The organism is Halomonas sp. R57-5, assembly GCF_900070345.1.
GTDB lineage: Bacteria > Pseudomonadota > Gammaproteobacteria > Pseudomonadales > Halomonadaceae > Vreelandella > Vreelandella ventosae_B.
The window spans coordinates 3,171,685-3,195,549 of sequence record NZ_LN813019.1; the positions used below are offsets into that span (position 1 = coordinate 3,171,685).

At 54.9% G+C, this 23,865-nt stretch carries 30 protein-coding genes; 12 read left to right on the plus strand and 18 right to left on the minus strand.

Features of this window, described 5'->3' with window-relative positions; all coding sequences use genetic code 11:
- Positions 1 to 56: 56 nt before the first annotated feature.
- The 8 genes from HALO_RS14630 to zapE all read right to left on the minus strand — a co-directional run bounded on the left by HALO_RS14630 (position 57) and on the right by zapE (position 6,454).
- Complete coding sequence (locus HALO_RS14630) at positions 57 to 563, minus strand: ClpXP protease specificity-enhancing factor (RefSeq protein ID WP_035578405.1); 507 nt, start codon at positions 561 to 563, stop codon at positions 57 to 59.
- Between the two features lie 66 nt (positions 564 to 629).
- Entirely contained in the window at positions 630 to 1,256 is a 627-nt protein-coding gene (gene sspA, locus HALO_RS14635) for a stringent starvation protein SspA (protein ID WP_035578403.1), read from the minus strand.
- A gap of 149 nt (positions 1,257 to 1,405) precedes the next feature.
- Complete coding sequence (locus tag HALO_RS14640) at positions 1,406 to 2,173, minus strand: cytochrome c1 (protein WP_035578400.1); 768 nt, start codon at positions 2,171 to 2,173, stop codon at positions 1,406 to 1,408.
- Positions 2,173 to 3,432, minus strand: a complete 1,260-nt coding sequence (locus tag HALO_RS14645; protein ID WP_035578398.1) for a cytochrome b — start codon at positions 3,430 to 3,432, stop codon at positions 2,173 to 2,175. Before HALO_RS14645 ends, HALO_RS14640 begins: the two co-directional genes overlap by 1 nt.
- Positions 3,432 to 4,031 (minus strand): ubiquinol-cytochrome c reductase iron-sulfur subunit, encoded by a 600-nt coding sequence (gene petA / locus HALO_RS14650; protein ID WP_035578395.1) that lies wholly within the window; start codon positions 4,029 to 4,031, stop codon positions 3,432 to 3,434. The genes HALO_RS14645 and petA overlap by 1 nt, the downstream gene beginning before the upstream one ends.
- 208 nt (positions 4,032 to 4,239) lie before the next feature.
- Positions 4,240 to 4,629 (minus strand): 30S ribosomal protein S9, encoded by a 390-nt coding sequence (gene rpsI / locus HALO_RS14655; RefSeq protein ID WP_050713575.1) that lies wholly within the window; start codon positions 4,627 to 4,629, stop codon positions 4,240 to 4,242.
- A gap of 13 nt (positions 4,630 to 4,642) precedes the next feature.
- Positions 4,643 to 5,071 (minus strand): 50S ribosomal protein L13, encoded by a 429-nt coding sequence (gene rplM / locus HALO_RS14660; RefSeq protein WP_050713576.1) that lies wholly within the window; start codon positions 5,069 to 5,071, stop codon positions 4,643 to 4,645.
- A gap of 186 nt (positions 5,072 to 5,257) precedes the next feature.
- Positions 5,258 to 6,454: a cell division protein ZapE gene (gene zapE, locus HALO_RS14665; protein ID WP_035578390.1), complete on the minus strand. Its 1,197-nt coding sequence runs from the start codon at positions 6,452 to 6,454 to the stop codon at positions 5,258 to 5,260.
- Between the two features lie 208 nt (positions 6,455 to 6,662).
- On the opposite strand from zapE, the gene HALO_RS14670 reads away from it, so the two are divergent.
- Positions 6,663 to 7,127 carry a YhcB family protein gene (locus HALO_RS14670; RefSeq protein WP_035578388.1) on the plus strand — a complete coding sequence of 155 codons (465 nt, stop codon included), beginning with the start codon at positions 6,663 to 6,665 and terminating at the stop codon, positions 7,125 to 7,127.
- A gap of 59 nt (positions 7,128 to 7,186) precedes the next feature.
- Here HALO_RS14670 and HALO_RS14675 read toward each other — a convergent pair whose 3' ends face one another.
- On the minus strand, positions 7,187 to 7,948 hold the full coding sequence (locus HALO_RS14675; RefSeq protein ID WP_035578385.1) for a Nif3-like dinuclear metal center hexameric protein: 762 nt from the start codon (positions 7,946 to 7,948) through the stop codon (positions 7,187 to 7,189).
- Between the two features lie 128 nt (positions 7,949 to 8,076).
- On the opposite strand from HALO_RS14675, the gene HALO_RS14680 reads away from it, so the two are divergent.
- The gene (locus tag HALO_RS14680) at positions 8,077 to 9,342 is read left to right on the plus strand and encodes a Do family serine endopeptidase (RefSeq protein WP_035578382.1); all 1,266 of its coding nucleotides are present in this window, start codon (positions 8,077 to 8,079) and stop codon (positions 9,340 to 9,342) included.
- A 75-nt stretch (positions 9,343 to 9,417) separates the two neighbouring features.
- Here HALO_RS14680 and hisD read toward each other — a convergent pair whose 3' ends face one another.
- The 9 genes from hisD to HALO_RS14725 form a co-directional block, all read right to left on the minus strand.
- Positions 9,418 to 10,734 carry a histidinol dehydrogenase gene (gene hisD / locus HALO_RS14685; RefSeq protein WP_050713577.1) on the minus strand — a complete coding sequence of 439 codons (1,317 nt, stop codon included), beginning with the start codon at positions 10,732 to 10,734 and terminating at the stop codon, positions 9,418 to 9,420.
- A gap of 15 nt (positions 10,735 to 10,749) precedes the next feature.
- Positions 10,750 to 11,403 (minus strand): ATP phosphoribosyltransferase, encoded by a 654-nt coding sequence (gene hisG / locus HALO_RS14690; RefSeq protein ID WP_035578376.1) that lies wholly within the window; start codon positions 11,401 to 11,403, stop codon positions 10,750 to 10,752.
- 61 nt (positions 11,404 to 11,464) lie between these two features.
- Positions 11,465 to 12,727: a UDP-N-acetylglucosamine 1-carboxyvinyltransferase gene (gene murA, locus HALO_RS14695; RefSeq protein WP_035578374.1), complete on the minus strand. Its 1,263-nt coding sequence runs from the start codon at positions 12,725 to 12,727 to the stop codon at positions 11,465 to 11,467.
- A 10-nt stretch (positions 12,728 to 12,737) separates the two neighbouring features.
- Positions 12,738 to 12,989, minus strand: coding sequence for a BolA family protein (locus HALO_RS14700; protein WP_007114696.1), 252 nt, complete (start codon positions 12,987 to 12,989; stop codon positions 12,738 to 12,740).
- A 92-nt stretch (positions 12,990 to 13,081) separates the two neighbouring features.
- Positions 13,082 to 13,420, minus strand: coding sequence for an STAS domain-containing protein (locus HALO_RS14705; RefSeq protein ID WP_035578371.1), 339 nt, complete (start codon positions 13,418 to 13,420; stop codon positions 13,082 to 13,084).
- Positions 13,417 to 14,058: an MlaC/ttg2D family ABC transporter substrate-binding protein gene (locus HALO_RS14710; RefSeq protein ID WP_081899044.1), complete on the minus strand. Its 642-nt coding sequence runs from the start codon at positions 14,056 to 14,058 to the stop codon at positions 13,417 to 13,419. Before HALO_RS14710 ends, HALO_RS14705 begins: the two co-directional genes overlap by 4 nt.
- A 121-nt stretch (positions 14,059 to 14,179) precedes the next feature.
- Positions 14,180 to 14,644, minus strand: a complete 465-nt coding sequence (gene mlaD / locus HALO_RS14715) for an outer membrane lipid asymmetry maintenance protein MlaD (protein ID WP_050713578.1) — start codon at positions 14,642 to 14,644, stop codon at positions 14,180 to 14,182.
- Between the two features lie 16 nt (positions 14,645 to 14,660).
- Positions 14,661 to 15,461: a lipid asymmetry maintenance ABC transporter permease subunit MlaE gene (gene mlaE / locus HALO_RS14720; protein ID WP_035578364.1), complete on the minus strand. Its 801-nt coding sequence runs from the start codon at positions 15,459 to 15,461 to the stop codon at positions 14,661 to 14,663.
- Between the two features lie 59 nt (positions 15,462 to 15,520).
- Complete coding sequence (locus HALO_RS14725; RefSeq protein WP_050713579.1) at positions 15,521 to 16,336, minus strand: ABC transporter ATP-binding protein; 816 nt, start codon at positions 16,334 to 16,336, stop codon at positions 15,521 to 15,523.
- A 308-nt stretch (positions 16,337 to 16,644) separates the two neighbouring features.
- On the opposite strand from HALO_RS14725, the gene HALO_RS14730 reads away from it, so the two are divergent.
- The 10 genes from HALO_RS14730 to HALO_RS14775 all read left to right on the plus strand — a co-directional run bounded on the left by HALO_RS14730 (position 16,645) and on the right by HALO_RS14775 (position 23,862).
- Positions 16,645 to 17,631, plus strand: a complete 987-nt coding sequence (locus tag HALO_RS14730) for a KpsF/GutQ family sugar-phosphate isomerase (protein ID WP_035578360.1) — start codon at positions 16,645 to 16,647, stop codon at positions 17,629 to 17,631.
- Between the two features lie 53 nt (positions 17,632 to 17,684).
- Positions 17,685 to 18,227: a KdsC family phosphatase gene (locus HALO_RS14735; protein WP_035578357.1), complete on the plus strand. Its 543-nt coding sequence runs from the start codon at positions 17,685 to 17,687 to the stop codon at positions 18,225 to 18,227.
- The gene (lptC, locus tag HALO_RS14740) at positions 18,228 to 18,797 is read left to right on the plus strand and encodes an LPS export ABC transporter periplasmic protein LptC (RefSeq protein ID WP_035578355.1); all 570 of its coding nucleotides are present in this window, start codon (positions 18,228 to 18,230) and stop codon (positions 18,795 to 18,797) included.
- A gap of 11 nt (positions 18,798 to 18,808) precedes the next feature.
- Entirely contained in the window at positions 18,809 to 19,303 is a 495-nt protein-coding gene (lptA, locus tag HALO_RS14745; protein WP_035578352.1) for a lipopolysaccharide transport periplasmic protein LptA, read from the plus strand.
- A gap of 11 nt (positions 19,304 to 19,314) precedes the next feature.
- Positions 19,315 to 20,064, plus strand: a complete 750-nt coding sequence (gene lptB, locus HALO_RS14750; protein WP_081899043.1) for an LPS export ABC transporter ATP-binding protein — start codon at positions 19,315 to 19,317, stop codon at positions 20,062 to 20,064.
- 164 nt (positions 20,065 to 20,228) lie between these two features.
- Positions 20,229 to 21,641 carry an RNA polymerase factor sigma-54 gene (locus tag HALO_RS14755; RefSeq protein WP_035578349.1) on the plus strand — a complete coding sequence of 471 codons (1,413 nt, stop codon included), beginning with the start codon at positions 20,229 to 20,231 and terminating at the stop codon, positions 21,639 to 21,641.
- A gap of 98 nt (positions 21,642 to 21,739) precedes the next feature.
- Entirely contained in the window at positions 21,740 to 22,048 is a 309-nt protein-coding gene (gene hpf, locus HALO_RS14760; protein ID WP_007114683.1) for a ribosome hibernation-promoting factor, HPF/YfiA family, read from the plus strand.
- A 4-nt stretch (positions 22,049 to 22,052) separates the two neighbouring features.
- Positions 22,053 to 22,523 (plus strand): PTS sugar transporter subunit IIA, encoded by a 471-nt coding sequence (locus HALO_RS14765; protein WP_035578346.1) that lies wholly within the window; start codon positions 22,053 to 22,055, stop codon positions 22,521 to 22,523.
- Between the two features lie 91 nt (positions 22,524 to 22,614).
- Positions 22,615 to 23,547, plus strand: a complete 933-nt coding sequence (gene rapZ, locus HALO_RS14770) for an RNase adapter RapZ (RefSeq protein WP_035578343.1) — start codon at positions 22,615 to 22,617, stop codon at positions 23,545 to 23,547.
- A gap of 45 nt (positions 23,548 to 23,592) precedes the next feature.
- On the plus strand, positions 23,593 to 23,862 hold the full coding sequence (locus HALO_RS14775) for an HPr family phosphocarrier protein (RefSeq protein WP_035578341.1): 270 nt from the start codon (positions 23,593 to 23,595) through the stop codon (positions 23,860 to 23,862).
- The last annotated feature ends 3 nt before the right edge of the window (positions 23,863 to 23,865 follow it).

The following is a 23,865-nucleotide window of genomic DNA, read 5'->3' on the forward strand; positions in this document are numbered from 1 at the left end:
CCACAAAAAAGCCTCGCTTAATAAGCGAGGCTTTTTTGTGCGGCTACCGCTGGGGGTTATTTAACAACCCGCAGGGTTGGCTTTTTCTTCGCCTTGCTCTTTGCTTGCGCCTCTTTATCAGCGTCTTCGCTTGAAGCGTTAGAATCGCCGCCAGGCTTTTCAGCAACCGGCTCAGTCACCGACAGCTCAGGCTTGGTAGAGGACTTCTCCTCATCCTCAATATCACCAAAGGATTCGGCACCTTCGCCCAGTTCAGGCTCATGGCCAAAGACCATTCCAGCGCCATTTTCTCGGGCATAGATAGCGATTAAGGCCTCGGTCGGTATCATCACCTGCATAGGCTGCCCGCCAAAGCGCGCATTAAAACCTATCGCCTGATTCTCCATAAAGAGATCACGCACAGCGGTCGGCGCTACGTTCAAAACGATCTGACCGTTCTGAACAAACTGGCGAGGTACTTCCACGCCTGGCAAGGTAGCGTCAACCACTAGGTAAGGCGTCAACTCATTGTCCAACAACCACTCATAGAGGGCTCGGGCGAGATAGGGGCGACTCGATTTCATCTAGACTCCCTCCTCCTTACAAGAAAGGCTCCCTGCCCTTATCACGCGCAAGGGAGCCGAATGAATTCAAGCGCGCATCTCTTTTTCACGCTCACTTAAAGATGCCTTAAATGCTTCACGCTCGAATACTCGCGACATGTACGACAGCAGCGGCTTGACCTGTTTTTCAGGCAACTCGATATTGAGCTCCGGCAAACGCCATAATAAAGGCGCCAAACAGCAGTCCACCAGCGTAAACTCTTCGCTCATAAAGAAAGGCATGTCCTCGAAAATTGGCGATATGCCAATCAGACTTTCACGCAACTCTTTACGTGCCTTATCTGCCTCTTTCTTTCCACCGCTACGAATCAGGTCGACCATTGGGCACCACTCGCGCTCAATGCGGTGCATCCAAAGGCGGCTTTGCGCACGCGCTACTGGATAAACAGGCAACAGCGGAGGATGCGGAAAACGCTCATCCAAGTACTCCATCATGACTTTGGATTCATACAGCACCAAGTCACGATCTAACAGCGTTGGCACGCTGTTGTACGGGTTGAGGTCTGCCAGCTCTTCCGGTGGTTTTTCGTCGAGCACATCGACAATATCGACGGCAACCCCCTTCTCGGCCAACACAATGCGCACACGATGACTGAAATGATCATCACTACCTGAGTAAAAGATCATCGACGACCGCTTGGCCACAACACCCATGAAAGCATCCTCACATCAAAACAATCTTGGATAATAACACGCCAGCGCTACCTTAGGGGAAGCTAGCCTGCTTTGCTTTATTGCCATGCCGACAAGCAAAAGGCGCACGGCTTACGCCGTGCGCCCTACTGACCATCAGCTACTGCTAATTAGTGGATATCTCGCCAGTACTCACGCTTGAGCAGGTAAGCAATCACACCAAAAATGAAAATAAAGATCAGTACTTTAGGCGCCAGCGTCTGGGCCTGAAGCTTGGAGGGCTCGCCTACGTAAGCCAGGAAGTTAGTAAGATCATACATCGCTTCCTCAAACTCAGCTGGTTCGAGCTCACCCGGTTCGGTCACCTGCAGCACATCACACGACTGGTACTTGCCCGATAACGCATCCGGCTCTTGGCCTTCTACCGGGTGATCCGTTTCAGCACACACCAGCTCCTGCACGCCCTGCAGAGGCTCCAACACGTTCGGCATTGCGACTAAGTCAAACACCGTGTTGTTAACGCCCGTGGGACGGCTAGGGTCTTTGTAGAAACCCAGCAGATAGGAGTAGATCCAATCAGTTCCACGCACACGCGTTTTTAGCGACAGATCAGGCGGCGGCGCTCCGAACCAACCCTCTGCATCGCCACTGTTCATGGCGTTATGCATCTGATCGTTATAGGCCAAATCAGGTGAGAAAATCAGATTCTCTTCAACCAGATCCTGAGGCATTCCCAAGTCGTCTGCCGCACGCGAAAAACGTTGGTACTGAAGCGAGTGGCAGCCCATGCAGTAGTTAACATAAAGCTTCATGCCATTTTGCAGCGAGGCTTGATCTTGCAGATCAGGATCCATCGAGTGGGGCACGCTTGCGCCCCCTGCAGCCATCGCGGTTACTGGCACTAAGGCGAAAAGGAGTCCAAATAGATACTTTTTCATTAGCCAGTCACCCTTTCCGGAACGGGTTTAGTCTTCTCCAGCTTGGTGTAGAACGGCATCAAGACAAAGAAGGCGAAATAAATCACGGTGCACGCCTGGGCTAGGAGCGTCCTACCCTCTGTCGATGGCAATACACCCAATACACCCAGAATGACAAAGCTGATAGCAAATAGCAGCAGCATTACTCTCGACATCCAGCCTTTGTAACGCATAGAGCGCACCGGACTACGATCCAGCCAGGGCAGAACAAACAGTATGGCAATCGCCGCCCCCATAAATATAACCCCCAGGAACTTAGCGTCTAAGCCAAACACCGAGAAGGTTATCGCGCGCAAAATGGCGTAAAACGGCGTCATATACCAAACGGGCGCAATGTGATCGGGCGTCTGCAGCGGGTTCGCCTGGTCAAAGTTAGGCCGCTCAATGAAATAGCCGCCGCCTTCTGGGAAGTAGAATACCACCACACAGAAAACAAACAGGAAGACGGCCACGCCAACAAGGTCTTTCACCGTGTAGTAGGGGTGGAAAGGAATTCCGTCCAGCGGTATACCCGCCTCATCTTTCTTCTGTTTGATATCAATGCCGTCTGGGTTGTTAGAACCCACCTCATGCAGGGCAATGATATGCAGCACAACAAGCGCCAGAATAACGATCGGCAAGGCGACCACATGCAGAGCAAAGAAGCGGTTAAGGGTAATACCTGAAATCAGGAAATCACCACGTACCCACTGCGCCAGATCGGGCCCGATTGCCGGAATAGCCGAGAATAGCGAGATAATAACCTGCGCGCCCCAGTAGGACATTTGCCCCCATGGTAGCAAATAGCCCATAAAGGCTTCCGCCATAAGCACCAGGTAAATCGTCATACCAAAGACCCACACCAGCTCACGAGGGGCTTTATAAGATCCGTATAAAAGGCCGCGGAACATGTGCAGATAGACGACGAGGAAGAAAGCAGAGGCACCGGTGGTGTGCATATAGCGAATCAGCCACCCCCACTCCACATCTCGCATTATGTATTCGACGGAATCGAATGCACCTTCAGCAGAGGGGTTAAAGCTCATGGTTAGCCAAACCCCGGTCAGGATTTGATTAACCAGTGCCAGCAGCGCTAACGAACCAAAGAAATACCAAAAGTTAAAGTTTTTCGGCGCATAGTATTTGGAAAGGTGCTCTTGCCACATTTGTGTCGCAGGGAAGCGGTCATCCACCCAACGCATGAGGCCTTTTTCCGCTTTGGCTTTATTCGGATTACCCATTAGGCAGCCTCCTCATCTTCGCCGATGACAATGATATCGTCATTCTCAAAGCGGTAGGGKGGAACCTCAAGATTGGTCGGCGCAGGGACGTTACTGAACACGCGACCCGCCAAGTCAAAGCGAGAACCGTGGCAAGGACAGAAGAAACCACCCGGCCAGTTATCAACACCGACACCTTCAGCGTCGGGCTCGGGACGGAAAAGCGGCGAACAGCCCAAATGCGTACAGATACCGATCAACACCCCAATTTCAGGCTTGATAGAGCGCATATGCCCTTCAATATAAGGTGGCTGCTGAGGCTCTGTTGATTCTGGATCCGCGAGCACGCCCTCCCCAAGCGACTCAGTTCGCTCGATCATCTCCGGCGTGCGATTGATAATCCAGATTGGGCGACCACGCCACTCAACAGTCATACGCTGCCCAGGCTCAAGCTTGGATATATCTGCTTGAACGGGAGCACCCGCTGCTCTTGCCCTGGCACTAGGCTGCCAAGAAGCCACAAAGGGTACCGCTACCCCGACAGCACCTACCGCACCTACTACGGAGGTGGCGCCTACGAGGAAACGGCGTCGGCCTTTGTTTACGCCGTTATCTGCCATTTCAGGTTTCTCCCATCAGCTTACCCGTTCCGCCGCAAAGAGATCCCGCGGCGACGAATATTAATTACGCTCTATGGTAAAAAAACAAAGCGCTGTGCACAAGAACAACCGCTCGTGACCATAGTGGTACAAGCAATATAATTTTTTGATATTCCAATAAAAAACGCCCAGGTCGATGACCTGGGCGTTTTGCCGCATAGCGTGGAAATTAACGCTTAGAGAACTGCGGACGACGACGTGCTTTGCGCAGGCCGACTTTCTTACGTTCAACTTGACGCGCATCACGCGTTACGTAGCCAGCGGCACGTAGCGAAGGACGCAGGTCTTCATTGTAGTTCATCAGGGCGCGGGTAATGCCGTGACGAATAGCGCCGGCTTGAGAGGAGCCACCACCGCCAGCGACAGTCACGAAGATGTCAAACTGGTTCAGGGTTTCAGTCAACTCAAGCGGCTGGCGAACAACCATGCGACCGGTAACAMGACCAAAGTAGAGGTCAAGGTCTTGGCTGTTGACAGTAATTTTGCCAGAGCCCGGCTTCATAAACACGCGAGCGGTGGAAGTCTTGCGGCGCCCGGTACCGTAATACTGCTGTGTCATGGCGAAGATTTCCTCAGATGTCTAGTTCAAGCGGCTGTTGGGCAGCATGCGGATGCTCGGCACCGGCGTACACTTTTAATTTAGTGTACATGGCGCGACCCAAAGGACCTTTCGGCAACATGCCTTTAACGGCTGACTCAATAATACGCTCAGGCGCATGATCAAGCATTTTGTCGAATGTCATAGAGCGCAGACCGCCCGGGTAACCAGTGTGGCGGTAATAGGKTTTAGCCTTCGCCTTGTTGCCGGTCACATGGACTTTCTCTGCGTTGATAACGACGATGTAGTCACCGGTATCAACGTGAGGGGTAAATTCGGGCTTATGCTTGCCACGTAAGCGGCGAGCAATCTCGGTTGCCAGACGACCGAGCGTTTTGTCCTTAGCGTCGACAACATACCAGTCGCGCTGGACGGACTGCGGCTTAGCACTGAACGTCTTCATGGATAAAAATCACCAGATTAAATGTATTGGGTGACTCACACCGTTACACGGCGAAGCACCATCCCTATTCTTTTTGGTTGCTGGTTTACGCCAGCAACATGCAGCGAGGCGGCATTCTACAGTAAGGCTACTTACAAGTTAAGCCGTTTCGCGACTTTTTTATTGGGKCGACGCACACCCCGGCTCTTAAGGTTTATGCGCCAGCGCCAGGTACTCTTTGGACTGCATCTCTTGCAGGCGTGAAAGGGTTCGCTGGAACTCAAACGTCAGCTTGCCATCGCTATACAGCTCTTCAATCGGCGCTTCTGCTGACATCAGCAGCTTCACGCCGCGGTCATAAAACTCATCGACCATATTAATGAAGCGACGCGCCTGATCATCCTGCTTGGCATCCATACGCCTGACATTGGAAACCAACACTGTATGGAACTCCCGGGCCAGCTCAATATAGTCGTTTTGACTGCGCGGCCCATCGCAGAGCTCCAAAAATTCAAACCAGGCAACGTCATCATGCAGACGGCGCGTTTTTAGCACCCGGTGGTTGACCTCCAGCGATGCCTCCGACTCCCCTTCGTTCCCCGCTATTTCCCGAAAGCTGCGCGACAGTTCACGCTCAGCGGACGCATCCAACGGTGAGTAAAAGATGGCGGCTCGCTCTAAGGCGCGCAGCCGATAGTCCACCCCAGAATCGACGTTAACCACTTCACAGTGGCGGTTCACAAGCTCAATAGCCGGCAAAAAGCGCGCCCGTTGCAGGCCATCTTTATATAAATCATCAGGCACAATGTTGGAGGTCGCCACCAGCACCACTCCACGCTCGAACAGCGCTTCCAGCAAATTGGCGAGAATCATGGCGTCGGTAATATCTTTAACAAAAAACTCATCAAAGCAAATAACCCGCGCCTCAGTGGCAAACTTGCCGGCGATTAGCGTGAGCGGATTCTTTTCACCTTTATAGTGGGTCAGCTCGTTATGAACCCGCTGCATAAAGCGGTGAAAATGGGTGCGCATTTTATCGGGAAAGGGCAAGGCTTCATAAAAGGTATCGACTAGGTAAGTTTTGCCACGCCCTACTCCGCCCCAAAAATAGAGACCCTTAACTTGAGGCAAAACAGGCTCCTCAGGCGACGAGGATTTCTTACCCATAAACCCCGCCATTTTGGCTTTTAACCCTTTATGCAGGCCTTTATTAGCGACCAACGCTTTGGGGACCGTCGTAGGCGCGGCAACAAGCTCATCGTAGAGCCGCTGAAGATGCTTTACCGCCAACTCCTGAGCGGCATCATATTGAAAATCATCGCGCTCTAAGTCCGCCCGATAGCGCTCTATAGGCGATGCAGGGCGCGTCTTTATCGCTGCCCCACCCGCAGATGTTGATGACATGCACTCGCCTCCTACAGCATATAAGGCAGTAGCCAGCACAACCACTGGCAACCTTAAGAAGGCAGTGATTATACCTGTAGAGACATCTAAGCGCATGAGTGGATTGACCCAACCGGCTGACTGACGCCTATAATAGCAGCCTGTTCGATTCTTAAGCTGCTAGCTAATGCAGCCTAACTGTTATATTCAAGGCGCCAGGGAGAACACTGTGGACGCAAGCTCACCATTAACGTTTGCCATCATCGGGTTTATTGTCGGCCTAATCGTTGGAGCGGTCGCATATCGGCTGTTCAGCAAAAGCCAGCGCGAGGCCTCTTCCATGCGCCAAAAGCTACTCGAGCGCGAGCATCAGATTGCCGAGATGAAGAGCAGCGTGGGCAGTCATTTAACGGGCATTTATCAACGTTTAAGCAATATTCGTGATGAAGCCAACCAGCTTGAGCTTCAGCTCAAAGAGGACGCAGCGGAGTGGAATATTCGCGATGCAGCCATTCATCAACCCAGCCTCGATCTTTCGGGCGTCGATTCAGCCCAAGAGCAGCAGACAACGGCTGACACCAACACGCCTGCTACGCCCCGCGACTACGCGGATGGCAAAGGCGGCACGCTGTCTGAAGACTTTGGCCTGAAAGGCAATGAGGCGACGACACCCCAGCCGCCGCCGCGCTACTAGCCCCCAATAATAATTAATCAGCCCCGGCTTCTGCTATCAGCGATCCGGGGCATTGAATGTTAAGCAGGGTTATCAATATTCACAAAACGATGCTCAACGTCGTACTCATCGCTTAACCACTCGCCCAGCGCCTGAATCCCATAGCGTTCAGTGGCGTGGTGCCCGGCAGCGATATAGTGAATGCCCATTTCCCGCGCCAGATGAGTAGTCCGTTCGGAAATCTCACCCGATACGAATACCTGCGCGCCAGCATCGAAGGCAGCGGTAATCATGTCTTGCGCCCCACCGGTACACCAAGCAATGCGTTCGATATCTCCCACCTGCGGGGCTTCAATGACCAAAGGCTCACGCTGCAAGGTTTGCGCTATTTGCGCGGCTAGAGCGCTAACCGACTGCGACTGCGCTAAACGCCCTGACCACAAAAGCCCCTCCCCCAGCTCGCCATCAATACACCCTTCTACCTTCCACCCCAGGCGACGGGCCAACTCGGCGTTATTGCCCATTTCTGCATGCGCATCCAAGGGCAGATGATAAGCTAACAGGCTGATATCATTATCAAGCAGCGTTTTAATCCGCTTCTGTTTCATGCCAGTAATCGCTACGGGCTCATTCTTCCAAAAGTAGCCATGATGCACCAGCACCATATCCGCCTGCCAAGCGACCGCCTCATCCAGTAGCGCCTGACAGGCAGTCACCCCCGTCATGATACGCTTGACGTGCTCGCCGCCAGCTACCTGCAAGCCGTTAATGGTAAAATCTTTAAATTCCGCCGCACGTAACTGATGGTCACAGGCCGCCACTAATTGGTCACGATGAATCATATTGCATCCTTTATTGATTTAACTGCACCCGTGAGGAAGTTGCTAAGAAAGTGTTACCATAAAACCATTGTAAAACTTGCTGCTTTTTATCGCGAACAGCAAGACCGACCCGCTAAGGAAATGATCGCATGCGACGCTACGTGCTGCCTTACCTCTGGCCTGTTATCACAGGCGTACTGCTCGCGGTGGTGATCCTTTTTGCACTTCCCGAGCAGCTACCCAACCCGTTTCGTGGCTCATCGCCACAAGCCCCTCAGACGCCAGCCCCGGTGATTTCTACGACCCCGACACTGGTAGAGCCCAATCCCAACCGCCCCGCGCCAGAAATTCATCAAGCGGCGCCACTATCTCGCAACGAAGGCCCCGCTAGTTACGCACAGGCAGTCGAGCAGGCCGCGCCTGCAGTGGTTAACATTTACTCGTCACGCATTGTTGAGCGCGACCAGCACCCGCTGATGTCGGATCCGTTTTTTCAGCAATTTTTTGATAATCAGGGTGACGACGCCACCACCCACCAGCGGATGCTGTCTAGTTTAGGCTCTGGCGTTATCGTCAGCGAGGACGGCTACGTACTGACCAATCACCATGTTATCAACGGCGCCGATGAAATCCAGGTCGCCCTGCGTGATGGGCGCGAAACCCTGGCGGAAGTTATTGGTACAGACCCAGAGAGTGATTTAGCCGTGCTGAGAATAACTCTGGACGATCTGCCGGTAATTGAACTGGCGGATTCTGCCGATGTGGCAGTAGGCGATGTCGCGCTCGCCATTGGCAACCCTTTTGGCGTCGGCCAGACGGTCACCATGGGCATCATTAGCGCCACGGGGCGCAATCATTTAGGGCTCAATGCCTACGAAGACTTTATTCAAACTGATGCGGCCATTAATCCGGGCAATTCAGGCGGCGCGTTGATCAACCCCGAAGGCGCTATGGTCGGGATTAATACGGCGATCTTCTCGCGCTCAGGTGGCTCTCAAGGCATTGGCTTTGCCATTCCCGCCAACCTTGCCCACAGCATTCTCGATGAATTGGTCACTCAGGGACGGGTGATTCGTGGCTGGCTGGGTATTGAAGCGCAGGCGCTATCCCGCGAACTGGCGGCTTCCTTTGGGCTGCAAACGCCCCAAGGCGTCATCGTCGCCGGCGTTGTCAGCGGCGGGCCCGCCGAGAAAGCGGGGCTGGAGCCGGGCGATGTACTACTCTCCGTCGACGGTCAGCCTATTTTGGATGCCCGTAACACGATGAGCGAAATCGCCTCTATAGCCCCCGGCACTTCGCTACCGCTCACCATCGTACGCAGCGGCGAACGCATGGAAATGACGCTGGAAGTGGGAGAGCGTCCACTGCCCACCACTCCGATTAATGAAGAGACTCCCAGCCAACGCGACTCATAAAGGCCTCACATAAGCGCCTAAGTCAGCATGTCTGCTAGGCGCTTTGTTAGACGCTGTCGTTATCTATCTAAGTTATCAATCGCGAATCCGGTACTCCGCTGAGCGGGCGTGAGCGGTTAATGACTCTCCCCGCGCTAACACCGAAGCTATTTTACCCAGCTCGGAGGCTCCCTCTGCCGAGCAGTGAATAATCGAAGAGCGCTTTTGGAAATCGTAAACGCCCAGCGGTGAAGAGAAGCGCGCTGTGCCAGAGGTAGGCAGCACGTGGTTGGGACCAGCACAGTAGTCACCTAGCGCTTCGGCGGTGTAACGCCCCATAAAGATGGCACCAGCATGGCGAATATCGTCTAACCACGTTTCCGGGGCAGCCACCGAAAGCTCCAGGTGTTCAGGGGCGATCCGGTTAATCAGCGTAATCGCCTCTTGGGCGTCCTGGCAGAGCACCAACGCTCCTCGCTTACGCAGCGACTCACGCACGATTTCTTCGCGCTCCAAGGTGGGCAGCAGCCGCTCAATCGCCTCTTCGACGGCCTCTAAGTGCTCAGCATCCCAGCTCACCAAAATCGCCTGGGCATCTTCGTCGTGCTCGGCTTGAGAAAACAGGTCCATCGCCAGCCAATCAGGATCGGTCTGACCATCGGAAACCACCATAATTTCCGAAGGCCCGGCAATCATATCGATGCCCACTTGACCAAATACCGCACGTTTGGCTGTGGCCACATAAATATTGCCCGGCCCAACTATTTTATCGACTCGGGGGACACTTTCCGTGCCGTAAGCCAGCGCTGCGACGGCCTGAGCGCCACCTATGGTAAACACATAGTCGACACCTGCCAGGTGAGCCGCTGCCAGCACCAGCTCATTGAGCACGCCATCGGGGGTAGGCACGACCATAACGATTTCACGCMCGCCGGCCACATGGGCAGGAATGGCATTCATCAGTACAGAGGATGGATAAGCCGCTTTTCCGCCCGGCACATAAATGCCGGCGCGATCCAGAGGGGTGACTTTCTGCCCCAGCACCGTGCCATCAGCCTCTTCATACTGCCAGGAGTTGGGCTTTTGGCGCTCGTGGTAGCGCTTAATCCGCTCGGCGGCACTGGAGAGCGCCTCTCGCTGCTCAGCAGGCAAGTTGKCAAACGCCCTTTTCAACTGCTCGGGCGTCAACTGCAGCTCATCCATCGAGGTAGCAGAAAGCCGGTCAAAACGATTGGTGGCTTCCACCACCGCCGCATCGCCCCGCTGCTTTACGCTGGCAAGGATTTCTTCTACTCGCGTCTGTACCGCTTTATCAGACACCCCTTCCCAATCCAACAGCGCATCAAGCCGATGGTTAAAGGCAGCATCGCTTGTCGATAGGCGTGAAATCGTCGCAGTCGTCTGTTTGCTCATGGGGGTCACCTCAGATCATTCGGCAAGCTGGGTCTGACGCTTTTTGACCGCACTGGCTAAGCGGTCGAGTAACGGCTTAATACGCTCATGCTTCATGGTCATGGCGGCCTTATTGACCACTAGCCGGGTGCTGATATGGGCAATAAGCTCGCGGGGCTCCATGCCATTTGCCCGCAGGGTATTGCCAGTATCGACGATATCGACAATCTCATCGGCTAGGTTCATCAGGGGCGCAAGTTCCATAGCGCCGTAGAGCTTGATCACTTCGGCCTGAATCCCCTGTTCGGCGTAGTAGCGGCGCGCCACGTTAACAAACTTCGTTGCCACCCGACGCCGGGCGCGGGCTGGCAATTGGCCGGTCACTCCCGCAGTCATCAACTTACAGCGGGCAATCTCCAAATCCAGCGGCTCGTAAAGCCCTTCGGCACCGTGCTCAAGCAGTACATCTTTACCCGCAATACCGACATCGGCTGCCCCTAGCTGAACGTAGGTGGGCACATCGGTGGCGCGGATAATCACCAGTTTTACGTCGGGCAAGTTGGTATCAAATAGCAGCTTACGGCTTTTGCTTAAATCCTCTGCAGGCGTAATGCCCGCATCGGCTAGCAGTGGCAGCGTCTCTTCCAGAATACGGCCCTTCGAGAGGGCTAAAATCAGTTGCTTACTCATCATGTCGCCCAGTGGTTATTAGCATACAGGGGCTTAGCAGCAGGGGCTCAGCAGAAATGGTCTAGCCAGGAATACGGCGAATGCGCGCACCCAGTAGCTGCAATTTCTCTTCGATACACTCGTAGCCGCGGTCAATGTGATAGATGCGGTCTACAAGGGTTTCGCCCTCGGCCATCATGGCCGCAATCACCAGCGAAGCCGACGCGCGCAGATCGGTTGCCATTACCGGCGCACCGGAAAGTTTCTCGACCCCCTCGATCAAGGCGGTGTTGCCTTCCAGCACAATATTGGCGCCCATGCGGTTTAGCTCTTGAACGTGCATAAAGCGGTTCTCGAAGATAGTCTCGACTACCCGAGAGTGCCCCACGGCCACTGCGTTCATGGCCACGAACTGCGCCTGCATGTCGGTAGGGAACGCAGGATAAGGCGCGGTACGAATATTTACCGCCTTAGGGCGCTTGCCGTGCATATCCAGGGCAATCCAGTCGTCGCCACTAGTGACTTCGGCCCCCGCCTCTTCCAGCTTAGCGATGACCGCATCCAGGATATCGGCCCGGGTACGCTTGACCTTGACCCGGCCGCCGGTCATGGCGGCGGCGACTAGAAACGTGCCGGTCTCGATACGATCGGGCATGACATCGTGTTCGCAGCCGTGCAGCTTCTCGACACCTTCGATAGTAATGGTGTCAGTACCCTGGCCGCTGATTTTAGCGCCCATTTTGATCAAGCACTCTGCCAAGTCGACGATTTCAGGCTCGCGGGCAGCGTTTTCTAGAACGGTTTTGCCTTCGGCCAAGGTCGCCGCCATTAGCAGGTTTTCGGTACCGGTCACCGTCACGGTATCAAAGTAGATAGTTGCGCCTTTCAGGCGACCGTCGACCCGCGCGCGGATATAACCCGCCTCAACGCGAATCTCCGCCCCCATGGCTTCTAAACCGCGAATGTGGAGATCCACCGGCCGCGAGCCGATGGCACAACCGCCGGGCAGGGACACATCGGCTTTACCGAAGTGGGCAAGCAGAGGGCCCAGCACCAGGATGGAGGCACGCATTTTCTTCACGAGCTCATATGGCGCGTGGCACTGGGTCACCTGGGAGCCATCCAACTGAATACTCAGTTTTTCGCCCATCACCGGCTCAACGCCCATGCGGCCAAGCAGCTCTAGCGTGGTGGTAATATCCTGTAGGTGGGGCAAGTTACCAATTACCACAGGACCATCGGCCAGCAGGCTGGCACACAGGATTGGTAACGCCGCGTTTTTGGCGCCGCTCACCCACACTTCACCGTCTACCGACCCATTGCCGGTAATAATTAATTTATCCATGGGGCGACCGTTATTGAACGTTTTCCGGTGCAGTTTGCCACTGCGCCGGAGTAAACGTTTTGATGCTAATAGCGTGGAGCGCGCCCGAGGCGATCTCATCACTCAGCGCTGCATAAACCAGCTGCTGACGTTTGACCGGAGAGAGACCTTCAAAGGCATCGCCAACCGCAATCACCTGAAAGTTACAGCCTTCACCCTGGATATGGAACTGACATCCGTCAATACGGGATTCAAGCAGTGCTTTTACCTCGTTGGGTTGCATGGCGCAAAAACTCCTTTGGGGTCATCGTTATCATTGAGCGTAATTGGGTCGACATAATAAAGAAAAGCAGCGCGCTTGGCGATGCCGTACTTTTAAACTGCCAAGGTAGCGGTGGGTTGCTCAATCAACGCATCCAATTCAGCCAGTGAGGCAAGGCGGCGCAGCGGAGCTGAAAAGTGAATGGATTGAACCTGGATACCGCGCTGCTGGCAGATGCGAAGCCATTCAAACAGCACGCTAATAGCAACGCTGCTGGCCTTTTCAACGCGGCTGAAATCAAAGCTGATGGTGGTGAGCTCGGTGTGTTTGAGCCATTTAACGCCACTGGCGGCCAAATCGGCCGCCACGGTTACCTCCACATCCCCCACTACCAGCAGGGTGGCATCATCTACGCTAACGGTGACGCTAGGGTGTGAAAACAGCGCTGTCACGCATCGCCTCCCTGCTCCAGCTCTTCAACGCCCACCTCTGGCGACCACCCATCAATTACCGCATCGTAATCGCGGTTGTTATCGCGCATGGCTTGGTCAAACTGATTGCGGAAGGTTAGCCCCAGATTAATACCATTAACGATCACATTCACCACCCGCCATTCGCCGTCAGAGAGCCTTAGACTATAGCTAACGGGATATACTTGCCCGTCACTGGCCACGACTTCCATGGCAACGCTGGCCTGGTCGTCATAGCGCTGTGCCTGCTGGGTATCCAACACCCGCAGCTCATCGTAATCAAACGTCACCAACCCGCGGGTATAGGTATCAATCAGCGTTTGCCGAAACACATCGACAAAACGACGGCGCTGCTCCGGTGAAGCATTGCGGAAATAGTTGCCCATCACGCTGGCACCGATATAGCGAAAATCTGCCACCTGGTCGAGATTGCTATCCACCAACGCCTCAAGCTCGCTAAGGTTATTGGCATAGTAATCCTTGCGGCCCTGAAGATCTGCCATCAGCGACTCAACGTTATCGCGAACCATCTCTTCTGGCGTCTGAGACTGCGCATGCGACTGCAATGGCACCATTAACGCTGCCATCATTACGACGACCCATAACCAACGCCCCCACATCAAGTTCACTCCATTCATAACGCTTATCTCCCTACCCGTGATTACACAGGGTTAGTGCCTGCAATTTGAAACATTAGCTATTTAACACAGTAGCTATTTAACACATTCGCTACTTGAAACATCAGTTACTTGCCATATTGGACACAAATTGCTGGATAAGTTCTTCCAGCACCAGCGCCGACTGGGTGTCGCGAATGGTGTCGCCATTCTCCAGCATCTCGGGGTCGCCGCCCACGCTTAGGCCAATGTACTGCTCGCCTAATAAGCCTGCAGTCAGAATAGAGGCAATCGAGTCTCTTGAGAGCTGGCCTTCAAGTTCGCTATCCAGGCTGAGCACCACCCGCGCATCGAACCACTCGGTATCTAGTTCAMTCGCTTCTACTCGCCCCACCGTTACGCCCGCCATAGTGACCCTGGCACGGGGCTTTAAACTGCCAATATTGGCAAAGTTGGCCTCTAGCTGAAATGACTGTGTGGGTGCAGAGAGCGTCAGTCCACTAACCCGCAAGCCGAGGAACACAAGCCCCAGGATGCCTGCCACCATAAACAGGCCTACACCGAACTCCATGGTTTTACTGCGTTTCATGAAACTGCTCCAGCCATTAAAGGCCGCCAAACATCATGGCGGTCAACACAAAATCAAGCCCCAATACTGCAAGCGACGAATACACTACCGTGCGCGTAGTAGCACGCGAGATACCTTCCGAAGTGGGCACCAAATCATAACCCTGGAACACCGCAATCCAGGTTACCACCAGGGCAAATACGGCGCTTTTGATCATGCCGTTACCAATATCACTGAGAAAGGCCACGTTGGCTTGCATATTGCTCCAGTAGGAGCCCTCGAAAACGCCTAACCACTCGACGCCCACCAGGTAGCCGCCCCAAATACCCACCACGCTAAAACCTACCGTTAGGATAGGCAGCGACACAAAGCCAGCCCACAGGCGTGGGGCCACCACGCGGCGTAGCGGATCAACCCCGATCATTTCCATGCTGGTGAGCTGCTCGGTGGCTTTCATCAAACCAATCTCGGCGGTAAGCGCTGAGCCTGCCCGGCCAGCAAACAGCAGCGCCGCCACTACTGGGGCAAGCTCACGCAATAGCGAAAGCGCTACCATTTGACCCAGCGCCTGCTCAGCCCCGAAATCAACCAGAATGGTATAGCCCTGCAGCGCCAGCACCATGCCGATAAACAGCCCAGACACCAACACAATGGCCAGCGAAAGCACGCCAACAAAGTGCATCTGGTGCAACCACAAACGCCAACCTTCCCGGGAAGGCACGCCAATCGCTGACTGGAATAGAAACACCCCGGCACGGCCTAATGCTTCCATTAAATCGCACCCTCGACGCCCTAGCCGGGTGATACGCGCGGTGCTACTAGAGAACTTTGACTGCATTAACCCTGCCCTTTATTTGCCCTGCATGTGTGCATTTAAGCTAACGTTGTCGCCTATCCCTACGGTGTCACCGGGGCGTCACCCAGAATGTCGCGATAAAACGCTTCAGCGGGGTAGTGAAACGGCACCGGGCCATCTGGTTCGCCATGAATAAACTGGCTAACCCGCGGATCTTGGTTAGTGTCCAACGTTTGCGGCGTGCCATGGGCGACCACCTGACCATCGGCAATTAAATAGAGGTAATCCGCAATGCTCAAGGTCTCTTTGATATCATGGGAGACCACCACGGAGGTTAGCTGCAGCGCTTGATTCAGGCGCTTGATGAGCTGCACCAACACACCCATAGAAATAGGATCCTGACCCACAAACGGCTCGTCATACAGAATCAGCTCCGGATCCAGCGCTACCGCACGGGCCAACGCCACCCGGMGAGCCATCCCCCCGGAAAGTTCCGCGGGCGTTAAGTGGCGCGCGCCGCGCAGTCCCACGGCCTGTAGCTTTAACAACACCAGATCGCGCACCATGGTGTCAGGCAAATCAGTATGCACGCGCAGCGGGAAAGCTACGTTCTCGAACACATCCAAATCGGAAAACAGTGCGCCACTCTGAAACAGCATTCCCATCCGCTTGCGCAGCGTAAATAGCGCCTTCCGGGATAGCCGATGAACATCCTGACCATCAATGAGGATGCGCCCGCTCTCCGGGGTCAACTGGCCACCAATCAGTTTCAACAGCGTTGTTTTACCGGTGCCGCTTGGCCCCATGATCGCCGTCACTTTACCCCGCGGTATAGTCATATTCACACCACGGAAAATCTCGTGATCGCCACGAGAGAAATAAAGGTCTTCAATTTCTATAAAGGGTGCATCAGTCATGGATCAGTTGACTCTTAACAAGGCGCAGCTAGGACTAATTATCATACCCTACTTGCTGCTACCGCAGTTAGAAAACAGTGTTTCTAAAACATTATCGAACATTGTACTATAACGCCACAAAACATTACGGCGCGAGCGGGCCTTCCTGTTGATTAATAACATCACTGGTGAGCTAATCCCTAGACTAGGCCAGCTTACCGCTCAAGCCACCAGGGATAACGAGCGCAATTACTGCCTATAAGCGGTGTCGAGATGTTATTCTTGGCGGTTACCACTTTTTATATTTTCAATCGTTAAGAGAAAACGCTATGCGCCAGCCTCTCGCTTCATCCAGCCTATTACGCGAAAGCGCACTGCGTACGCTGCAAATTGAGCAGGCAGCGATTGGCGGTCTCCAGGCTAAACTAGACGAAAGCTTTGACCGCGCCTGCGAATTAATCCTCGCCTGCCAAGGGCGGGTGGTGGTGACTGGCATGGGCAAGTCGGGGCATATTGCTGGCAAGCTGGCAGCAACGCTTGCCAGCACGGGCACACCGGCCTTTTTCGTTCACCCCGGTGAAGCCAGTCATGGCGATTTGGGCATGATCACCCGCGCTGATGTAGTACTGGCGCTCTCTAACTCGGGTGAAACGGCCGAAGTCACCGCCCTACTGCCGCTGCTTAAACGCTTGGGTACGCCACTGGTCAGCATGACGGGGCGTCCCCACTCGACGCTTGCCAAACACGCTGATGCACATCTTAACAGCGGCGTTGAGCGCGAAGCGTGCCCGCTCGATCTGGCCCCTACCAGCTCCACTACCGCCGCTCTCGCCCTAGGCGATGCACTGGCGGTGGCGTTACTGGAAGCCCGTGGATTTACCGCTGAAGATTTTGCCCTTTCCCACCCGGGTGGCAGTTTAGGCAAACGCCTGCTACTGCGCGTTAGAGACCTGATGCACGACGGCTCGCGCCTGCCCCAGGTCGCGCTGGGCAGCCCGCTGCGCGATGCGTTATTGGAGATTACCCGGCAAGGGCTTGGCTTTACCTGTGTGGTGGATAGCGATGGACGCCTCGCCGGAGTCTACACCGATGGCGACTTGCGCCGTACGCTGGATCAGTTTCACAACCTGCGCGATGTCCGCGTTGACGACGTTATGACCCGGCCAGGCAAACGCATCGGCCCCGACATCCTGGCGGCCGAAGCGGTACGCATTATGGAAGAGAGCCGGATTACCGCGCTAGCGGTGGTGGATGAACAACAGCGCCCTATTGGGGCTCTACATATGCACGACCTGCTCGCTAGCGGCGTTATTTAACCCATCACCGTTCTACGCCGACTGGTTTTAAAAATGACTGATATGGAGGCTCTATGACCCTACCTGCTGCGCTACTTGATCGACTCCGCCGCGTACGCCTATTGGCGCTGGATGTTGACGGCGTACTCACCGATGGCCGCCTCTACTTTCAGGCCGATGGAATCGAAATCAAAGCCTTCCATACCCAGGATGGCCATGGGCTAAAACTTCTCAAACGCGTGGGCGTGCATGTTGCGCTGATTACCGGCCGCGATTCACCTATGGTAAGTCAACGCGCTGCCGCTCTGGGTATCGACCATGTCCATCAAGGCTGTGAGGACAAACTGGCGACCCTGCGCGGGCTCTGCCAGCGCCTTGATATCGAGCTGGAGCAAGTGGCCTATTGCGGCGACGACCTGCCCGATCTAGCGGCGATTAAGCGCTGCGGCGTCGGCATTACGGTTCCTAACGCGCCGGATTATATGCACACCCACGCTGACTGGACCACCGAACGTCTGGGTGGCCACGGCGCCGTGCGTGAAATTTGCGACACGCTGCTTGAATCTCAAGGGCACTGGGGCGCGGTGCTTGACACCTATCTGCACGGTCGACCATAAATGTTGAAACGGCTTAACCTACGCCTCTGGCTCGGCGGGCTTGTTATCGCGCTAGGCGCGCTGTTGGTGTGGCTTGACCCAGGCGGGCCTCAAGATACCGCTATCGACCCTGAAGCACAGGCTCAGGAGCCAGGCCACGTACTCGAAAACGCTGAAATTACCCTGTTTGGTGATAACGGCAAGGTGTTGCAGTCGCTAAAAACGCCGCGCCTAATTCATACCCCTCAGCGAAGCGAAACCTGGACCGAAGAGCCCGAAGCCGTACTATACGACAGCGAAAACCGTCAGTGGCTGGCCAGCGCCGATGTCGGCACGCTCAATACCGCTACCCAAGCCCTGCTGCTGTCAGGTTCAGCTCGCCTGGTCGCGCCGGATGAAGGCTGGCAGCTAGACACCGAGCTATTGCATTATGATGGCCTAACTCAGCATGCCTGGAGTGAAACACCGGTAATGCTGCAGCAACCGCCCCAGCAAATGAGTGCCTCACGCATGGATGTGTGGCTTAACAATAGCCAGGTTCGGCTAACTGATAATGTGCGCGGCACGCACCCCCCGGCCACGCAACGCTAATAGGAATTGTCATGAAAGCACTTATTTACACAGCCCTTTTTGCGCTCGCGATGCCGCTACTGGCACTGGCCCAAACCTCACAACAGGCTCCGGTGGAAGTCGAAGCCGACCGTTTAGATCTCGACCAACGGGCGGGCACCGCCGTTTATACCGGGAATGTGGATATTCGTCAGGGCGAGATGCAGCTGCGCGGCGAGCGGGTAGAGATCGAACGCAACGCGGCTGGCGAACTCTCGACGGCAACAGCCACCGGCGAGCGCGCCTACCTGCGCCATCAAGCCGAAGGGCAAGATGGCCCGACGGAAGGTTGGGCGCGACGGATTATTTACCACGTCGCCGAGCGCCGCGTAGAGCTAATCGACCAAGCCGAACTGATCCAACAAGAAGATACCTTTAGCGGTGGGCGCCTTGAGTATTTTATTGACCGCGAAGTGATTCAAGCGCGCTCTGACGTTGACGGCAGTGAGCCCCAGCGCATTCGTATGACTATTCAGCCTGAACAATAGGGAGCCAAGCTGTGGCAACTGCTGACACTGCGCCGATCAAAACCCTGTATGCCCACCACCTGGCGAAAAGCTACAAGCGCCGCCGAGTGGTCAAAGACATCAATTTAGAGATCTCCCAAGGCAGCATTGTTGGCCTACTGGGCCCCAACGGCGCAGGTAAAACCACCTCGTTCTACATGATTGTCGGGCTGGTGAAATCCGATGCTGGCAAGGTCGGAATCGATGCGGTGGATTTAACCCGTGCGCCGATGCACGAGCGCGCAGCGGCGGGTATTGGCTACCTCCCCCAAGAGGCGTCTATTTTTCGCAAACTATCGGTTGCCGATAACATTATGGCGATACTCGAGACGCGCAAAGAACTTGACCGCACAGGACGCGAACAGCGCCTGGAAGCGCTACTCGAAGACTTTCATATCACCCACATCCGCGACAACCTTGGCATGAGCCTTTCGGGCGGTGAGCGCAGGCGTGTAGAAATTGCCCGCTCGCTGGCCACTGACCCTGCCTTTATTTTACTGGATGAGCCCTTTGCTGGCGTCGACCCTATTTCGGTAGGCGAGATCAAAACCATCATTCGTGCGCTGAAGCAACGTCATATTGGCGTACTGATCACCGATCACAACGTGCGTGAAACCCTCGATATTTGCGATATCGCCTATATCGTTGGTGATGGGCAAATCATTGCCAGCGGTTCACCCAGTGCCATTCTCGATAATCAGAAGGTCAGAGACGTATATCTGGGTGCTGATTTTCGCCTTTAAACTGATCAGCTATGCCTACAATCACCGCCTGCCCATAAACCTATTTTTTGGTTCTGTAAATAGCGCTCTGCAACAACTTTACTACCAATGGCATGCTTATTGCACTTGCACCAGACACTCACTCGCACTAGGGTGGAGCATTCTGATTAACGAGTGGTTCTCAGATGGTCATGAAAGCTTCTCTCCAACTGCGTATCGGCACACAGCTGACCATGACGCCCCAGTTGCAACAGGCGATTGCGCTGTTGCAACTCTCGACGCTGGACCTTCGTCAAGAAATTCAGCAGGCCCTAGATGCCAATCCCATGCTGGAGCAGGAAGATGAATTTGGTGAGCAGGCTGTCAGCGAGCCTAAGGAAGAAGAGTGGTCAGAGGGCATCCCCACTGAACTCTCAGTAGATAGCGACTGGTCAGATACCTATCAAGATATGGGTAGCCAGGGCGGCAGCAGCGAAGGCCCTGATTTTGAGCGTCAGGCAGCCGGGCAGAGCCTGCATGGGCACCTACTATGGCAGCTTGCCATGACCGACTTTAGCGCCCGCGAACAGCTTGTCGCAGAGAGCTTAATCGACGCGCTCGACGCCAACGGCTACTTAACCCAGCCGCTTAACGATATTCGTGAGGGCCTGCGTGCCCAGGGCATTGACGGGCTTAGCCAACGCGAGGTAGAAACCATTCTGCTCAAACTCCAGCAGTTTGAGCCAACCGGTATCTTTGCCCGCGACCTGCGTGAATGCCTGATGCTGCAGCTCGCCGCCCTGCCCGATGATACGCCGCTACTGGTTCCCGCCCGCCGCCTAGTGCGGCAGTTCCTCGAAGCGCTTGGTAAGGATGACATGCGCCTGCTAAAGCGCCGCCTGGGGCTCGATGACCAACAGCTGGCCGATGTTATCCTACTTATTCGCAGCCTCGACCCCCGCCCAGGCAGCGCCTACGGCGACACCGATGACAGCTATGTAACCCCCGACCTGGTCGTCCGCCACGACCACGAAGGCTGGCATTTAGAACTCAACCCAGAGGCCCTGCCACGGCTGCGCATTCAGCCCGACTACGCCAGTTTGATTAAGCGTGCGGACAAAAGCGATGACAACCAGTTTCTCAAAGAGCACCTACAGGAAGCGCGCTGGCTGATTAAGAGCCTCTCGAGCCGTAACGATACGCTGCTACGCGTGGGGCGCGAAATCATCACCCGCCAGATTGGCTTTTTAGAGCACGGCGAAGAAGCCATGAAACCGCTGATACTGGCCGATATTGCCGAAGCTGTGGAGATGCACGAATCGACGATTTCACGGGTCACGACGCAAAAATATATCCATACCCCCCGGGGCGTGTTCGAGCTCAAGTACTTTTTCTCAAGTCAGGTGAGCGGTCAAGATGGCGACAGTCACTCCAGCACCGCCATCCGCGCGCGACTCAAGAAATTGATTCAAGAGGAGCCACCCGGCAAGCCGCTCTCAGACAGCCGCCTAGTCACGCTATTAGGCGAAGGAGGGATTCAAGTAGCGCGGCGTACGGTGGCTAAATATCGCGAGGCCATGGGCATTCCTTCCTCCAGTGAGCGACGTCGTTTACGCTAGGTTCTGTCGACGTTGCAGCGAATCTCTCGACAAGGGCTTTGCAACGCGGCAAAAAGGGTTACAATCGAAGTACAGTCCGATGGATAAGGAGCACGTCAATGCAAGTAAATATCACTGGTCATCACGTAGAACTGACTGACGCCTTGCGTGACTATGTCAACGAAAAGCTTGAGCGTGTAGAGCGCCATTACGACAATATAACCACGGTGCAAGTCACCTTATCAGTGGAGAAAGAGCGCCAGCAGGCCGCTTGTACGCTGCACGCCGCAGGTGCTGACTTACATGCGGAAGCCCTCGACAGTGATATGTACGCCGCTATCGACGCCCTAGCGGATAAAATCGACCGTCAACTCGTTAAACACAAGGAAAAAGCACAAGCTCGCGCCCAAGGCGCAGGTGTGCGTTAATTCAATGACGTTGGAAACCATACTCCCCCCGGAGCGCGTTCTTTTTGACGTACCCGGGGGCAGCAAAAAAAGGGTGCTGGAGTTTTACAGCACCTTTATCGCGCAAAATATCCCCAGCCTGGACAGCCAAGAAGTGTTTAGCCGTCTAATCGGCCGCGAGCGCTTAGGCAGTACCGGTATCGGTAACGGCGTGGCTATTCCCCATGCGCGCAGCCCCCACTGCACCGCCCCTATCGCTGGTTTTTTAAAACTCTCAGAAGCGATTGATTTTGACGCTATCGACGGAGACCCGGTAGATCTGGTGTTTGTCCTGCTGGTACCTGAAGAAGCAGATGACACACACCTCTCTCTGCTCGGCCAAGTAGCGACCATCATGAATGATGCGGATACACGCCAGCAGCTGCGTAAAGCAGCCAGTCAGCGCGAGCTACTTGAGCTGATTACCGCCAAAATTCGTGAGCAATCCGCGGCCTAACGGTCTTCAAACCTGTTTTAAGGTTCGTTACGGCAGGTAATGTTTCGCTCACCACCCTCAACGCAGCTTGACCAAAGCAAAGAGAGACTCTATGCAACTGGTGATCATTAGCGGCCGCTCCGGGTCAGGCAAATCTATCGCTCTACAGGCGCTGGAGGACCTTGGCTATTATGCGATTGATAACCTCCCCGCTATGCTGCTGGGCTCGTTGGTGGACGAATTACGCGACCAGGGTGACCGCGCTCACTTGGCGGTCAGTATCGATGCCCGTAATTTGCCGGGAGCGCTGGAGCGCCTACCGTCTTTGTTAGAAGAGTTGCGCCAGCGTAAAATCGATTTTCAAGTTATTTACTTGACCACCGATGCCCGTATCCTGCTTGAGCGTTACTCCGCTACCCGGCGACGCCATCCGCTGACTCGGGATAGCGAGATGACCCTGGAAGAGGCGATCAATAAAGAAGAGGAGACGCTGGAGGATATTCGCGATCTAGCCGATCTATTGATCGATACATCTCGCTTATCGGTACACGATTTGCGCCGTCGCATTACCGACCAGGTAGCGCACCAGCGCCGCGATAAGCTAACGCTGACCCTTGAGTCGTTTGGTTATAAACGCGGCGTGCCGTTAGACGCTGATTTGGTCTTCGACGTGCGCTGTCTGCCGAACCCTTACTGGGACCCAACGCTACGCCAGTTCACCGGCCGCGACGCTGAGATTGTGGCTTTTTTGAGCGGCTATCCCATTGTTGACGCCATGAGCGACGACATTCTGGCTTGGCTAGAGCGTTGGCTACCCGCTTACCAGAATAGCCAACGCAGCTACATGACTATCGCGATTGGCTGCACCGGTGGCCAACACCGCTCGGTCTATATGGTCGAGAAGCTGGCAGAAAGGCTGGCCACCAGCATGGGCGACGTTCAATTACGCCACCGTGAGCTGGGGCTGCACTACACCTTAAGCGATCAGTCGGCGGCCCCTCTCCTCAGCGCTACTCCAAACAACGAGCGAGAAGAGACTTCTTAAGAGCGCCTATCCATTAATGACACCACTCGGCGAAAAGGAACCAGGGTGCCAGAAAGAATACTTACACTCACCAATCAACGCGGGCTACACGCGCGCGCAGCGACAAAACTGGTCAAATGCGGCCAACAGTTCTCGGCTAAAATACGTGTTTACAAACAGCAACAGGTTGCCGACGCCGCCAACATCATGTCGCTGCTGATGCTCGCCGCCCCTTGCGGTACCGAGCTAACGATCAGCGCCGAAGGTGATGACGCCGAACAGGCACTTGAAGCTATTCAAGCGCTGTTCGACGCGCGTTTCGAGGAAGATCAGTAGCCG

Excerpts from the sequence above, each read along its gene's own strand:
- HALO_RS14630 (WP_035578405.1), bottom strand. The coding sequence starts at position 563 with ATGAAATCGAGTCGCCCCTATCTCGCCCGAGCCCTCTATGAGTGGTTG.
- sspA (WP_035578403.1), bottom strand. The coding sequence starts at position 1,256 with ATGGGTGTTGTGGCCAAGCGGTCGTCGATGATCTTTTACTCAGGTAGT.
- HALO_RS14640 (WP_035578400.1), bottom strand. The coding sequence starts at position 2,173 with ATGAAAAAGTATCTATTTGGACTCCTTTTCGCCTTAGTGCCAGTAACC.
- HALO_RS14645 (WP_035578398.1), bottom strand. The coding sequence starts at position 3,432 with ATGGGTAATCCGAATAAAGCCAAAGCGGAAAAAGGCCTCATGCGTTGG.
- zapE (WP_035578390.1), bottom strand. The coding sequence starts at position 6,454 with ATGTCATCAACATCTGCGGGTGGGGCAGCGATAAAGACGCGCCCTGCA.
- HALO_RS14675 (WP_035578385.1), bottom strand. The coding sequence starts at position 7,948 with ATGATTCATCGTGACCAATTAGTGGCGGCCTGTGACCATCAGTTACGT.
- HALO_RS14680 (WP_035578382.1), top strand. The coding sequence starts at position 8,077 with ATGCGACGCTACGTGCTGCCTTACCTCTGGCCTGTTATCACAGGCGTA.
- hisG (WP_035578376.1), bottom strand. The coding sequence starts at position 11,403 with ATGAGTAAGCAACTGATTTTAGCCCTCTCGAAGGGCCGTATTCTGGAA.
- murA (WP_035578374.1), bottom strand. The coding sequence starts at position 12,727 with ATGGATAAATTAATTATTACCGGCAATGGGTCGGTAGACGGTGAAGTG.
- HALO_RS14700 (WP_007114696.1), bottom strand. The coding sequence starts at position 12,989 with ATGCAACCCAACGAGGTAAAAGCACTGCTTGAATCCCGTATTGACGGA.
- HALO_RS14710 (WP_081899044.1), bottom strand. The coding sequence starts at position 14,058 with ATGTGGGGGCGTTGGTTATGGGTCGTCGTAATGATGGCAGCGTTAATG.
- mlaE (WP_035578364.1), bottom strand. The coding sequence starts at position 15,461 with ATGCAGTCAAAGTTCTCTAGTAGCACCGCGCGTATCACCCGGCTAGGG.
- HALO_RS14730 (WP_035578360.1), top strand. The coding sequence starts at position 16,645 with ATGCGCCAGCCTCTCGCTTCATCCAGCCTATTACGCGAAAGCGCACTG.
- HALO_RS14735 (WP_035578357.1), top strand. The coding sequence starts at position 17,685 with ATGACCCTACCTGCTGCGCTACTTGATCGACTCCGCCGCGTACGCCTA.
- lptC (WP_035578355.1), top strand. The coding sequence starts at position 18,228 with ATGTTGAAACGGCTTAACCTACGCCTCTGGCTCGGCGGGCTTGTTATC.
- lptA (WP_035578352.1), top strand. The coding sequence starts at position 18,809 with ATGAAAGCACTTATTTACACAGCCCTTTTTGCGCTCGCGATGCCGCTA.
- HALO_RS14755 (WP_035578349.1), top strand. The coding sequence starts at position 20,229 with ATGGTCATGAAAGCTTCTCTCCAACTGCGTATCGGCACACAGCTGACC.
- hpf (WP_007114683.1), top strand. The coding sequence starts at position 21,740 with ATGCAAGTAAATATCACTGGTCATCACGTAGAACTGACTGACGCCTTG.
- HALO_RS14765 (WP_035578346.1), top strand. The coding sequence starts at position 22,053 with ATGACGTTGGAAACCATACTCCCCCCGGAGCGCGTTCTTTTTGACGTA.
- rapZ (WP_035578343.1), top strand. The coding sequence starts at position 22,615 with ATGCAACTGGTGATCATTAGCGGCCGCTCCGGGTCAGGCAAATCTATC.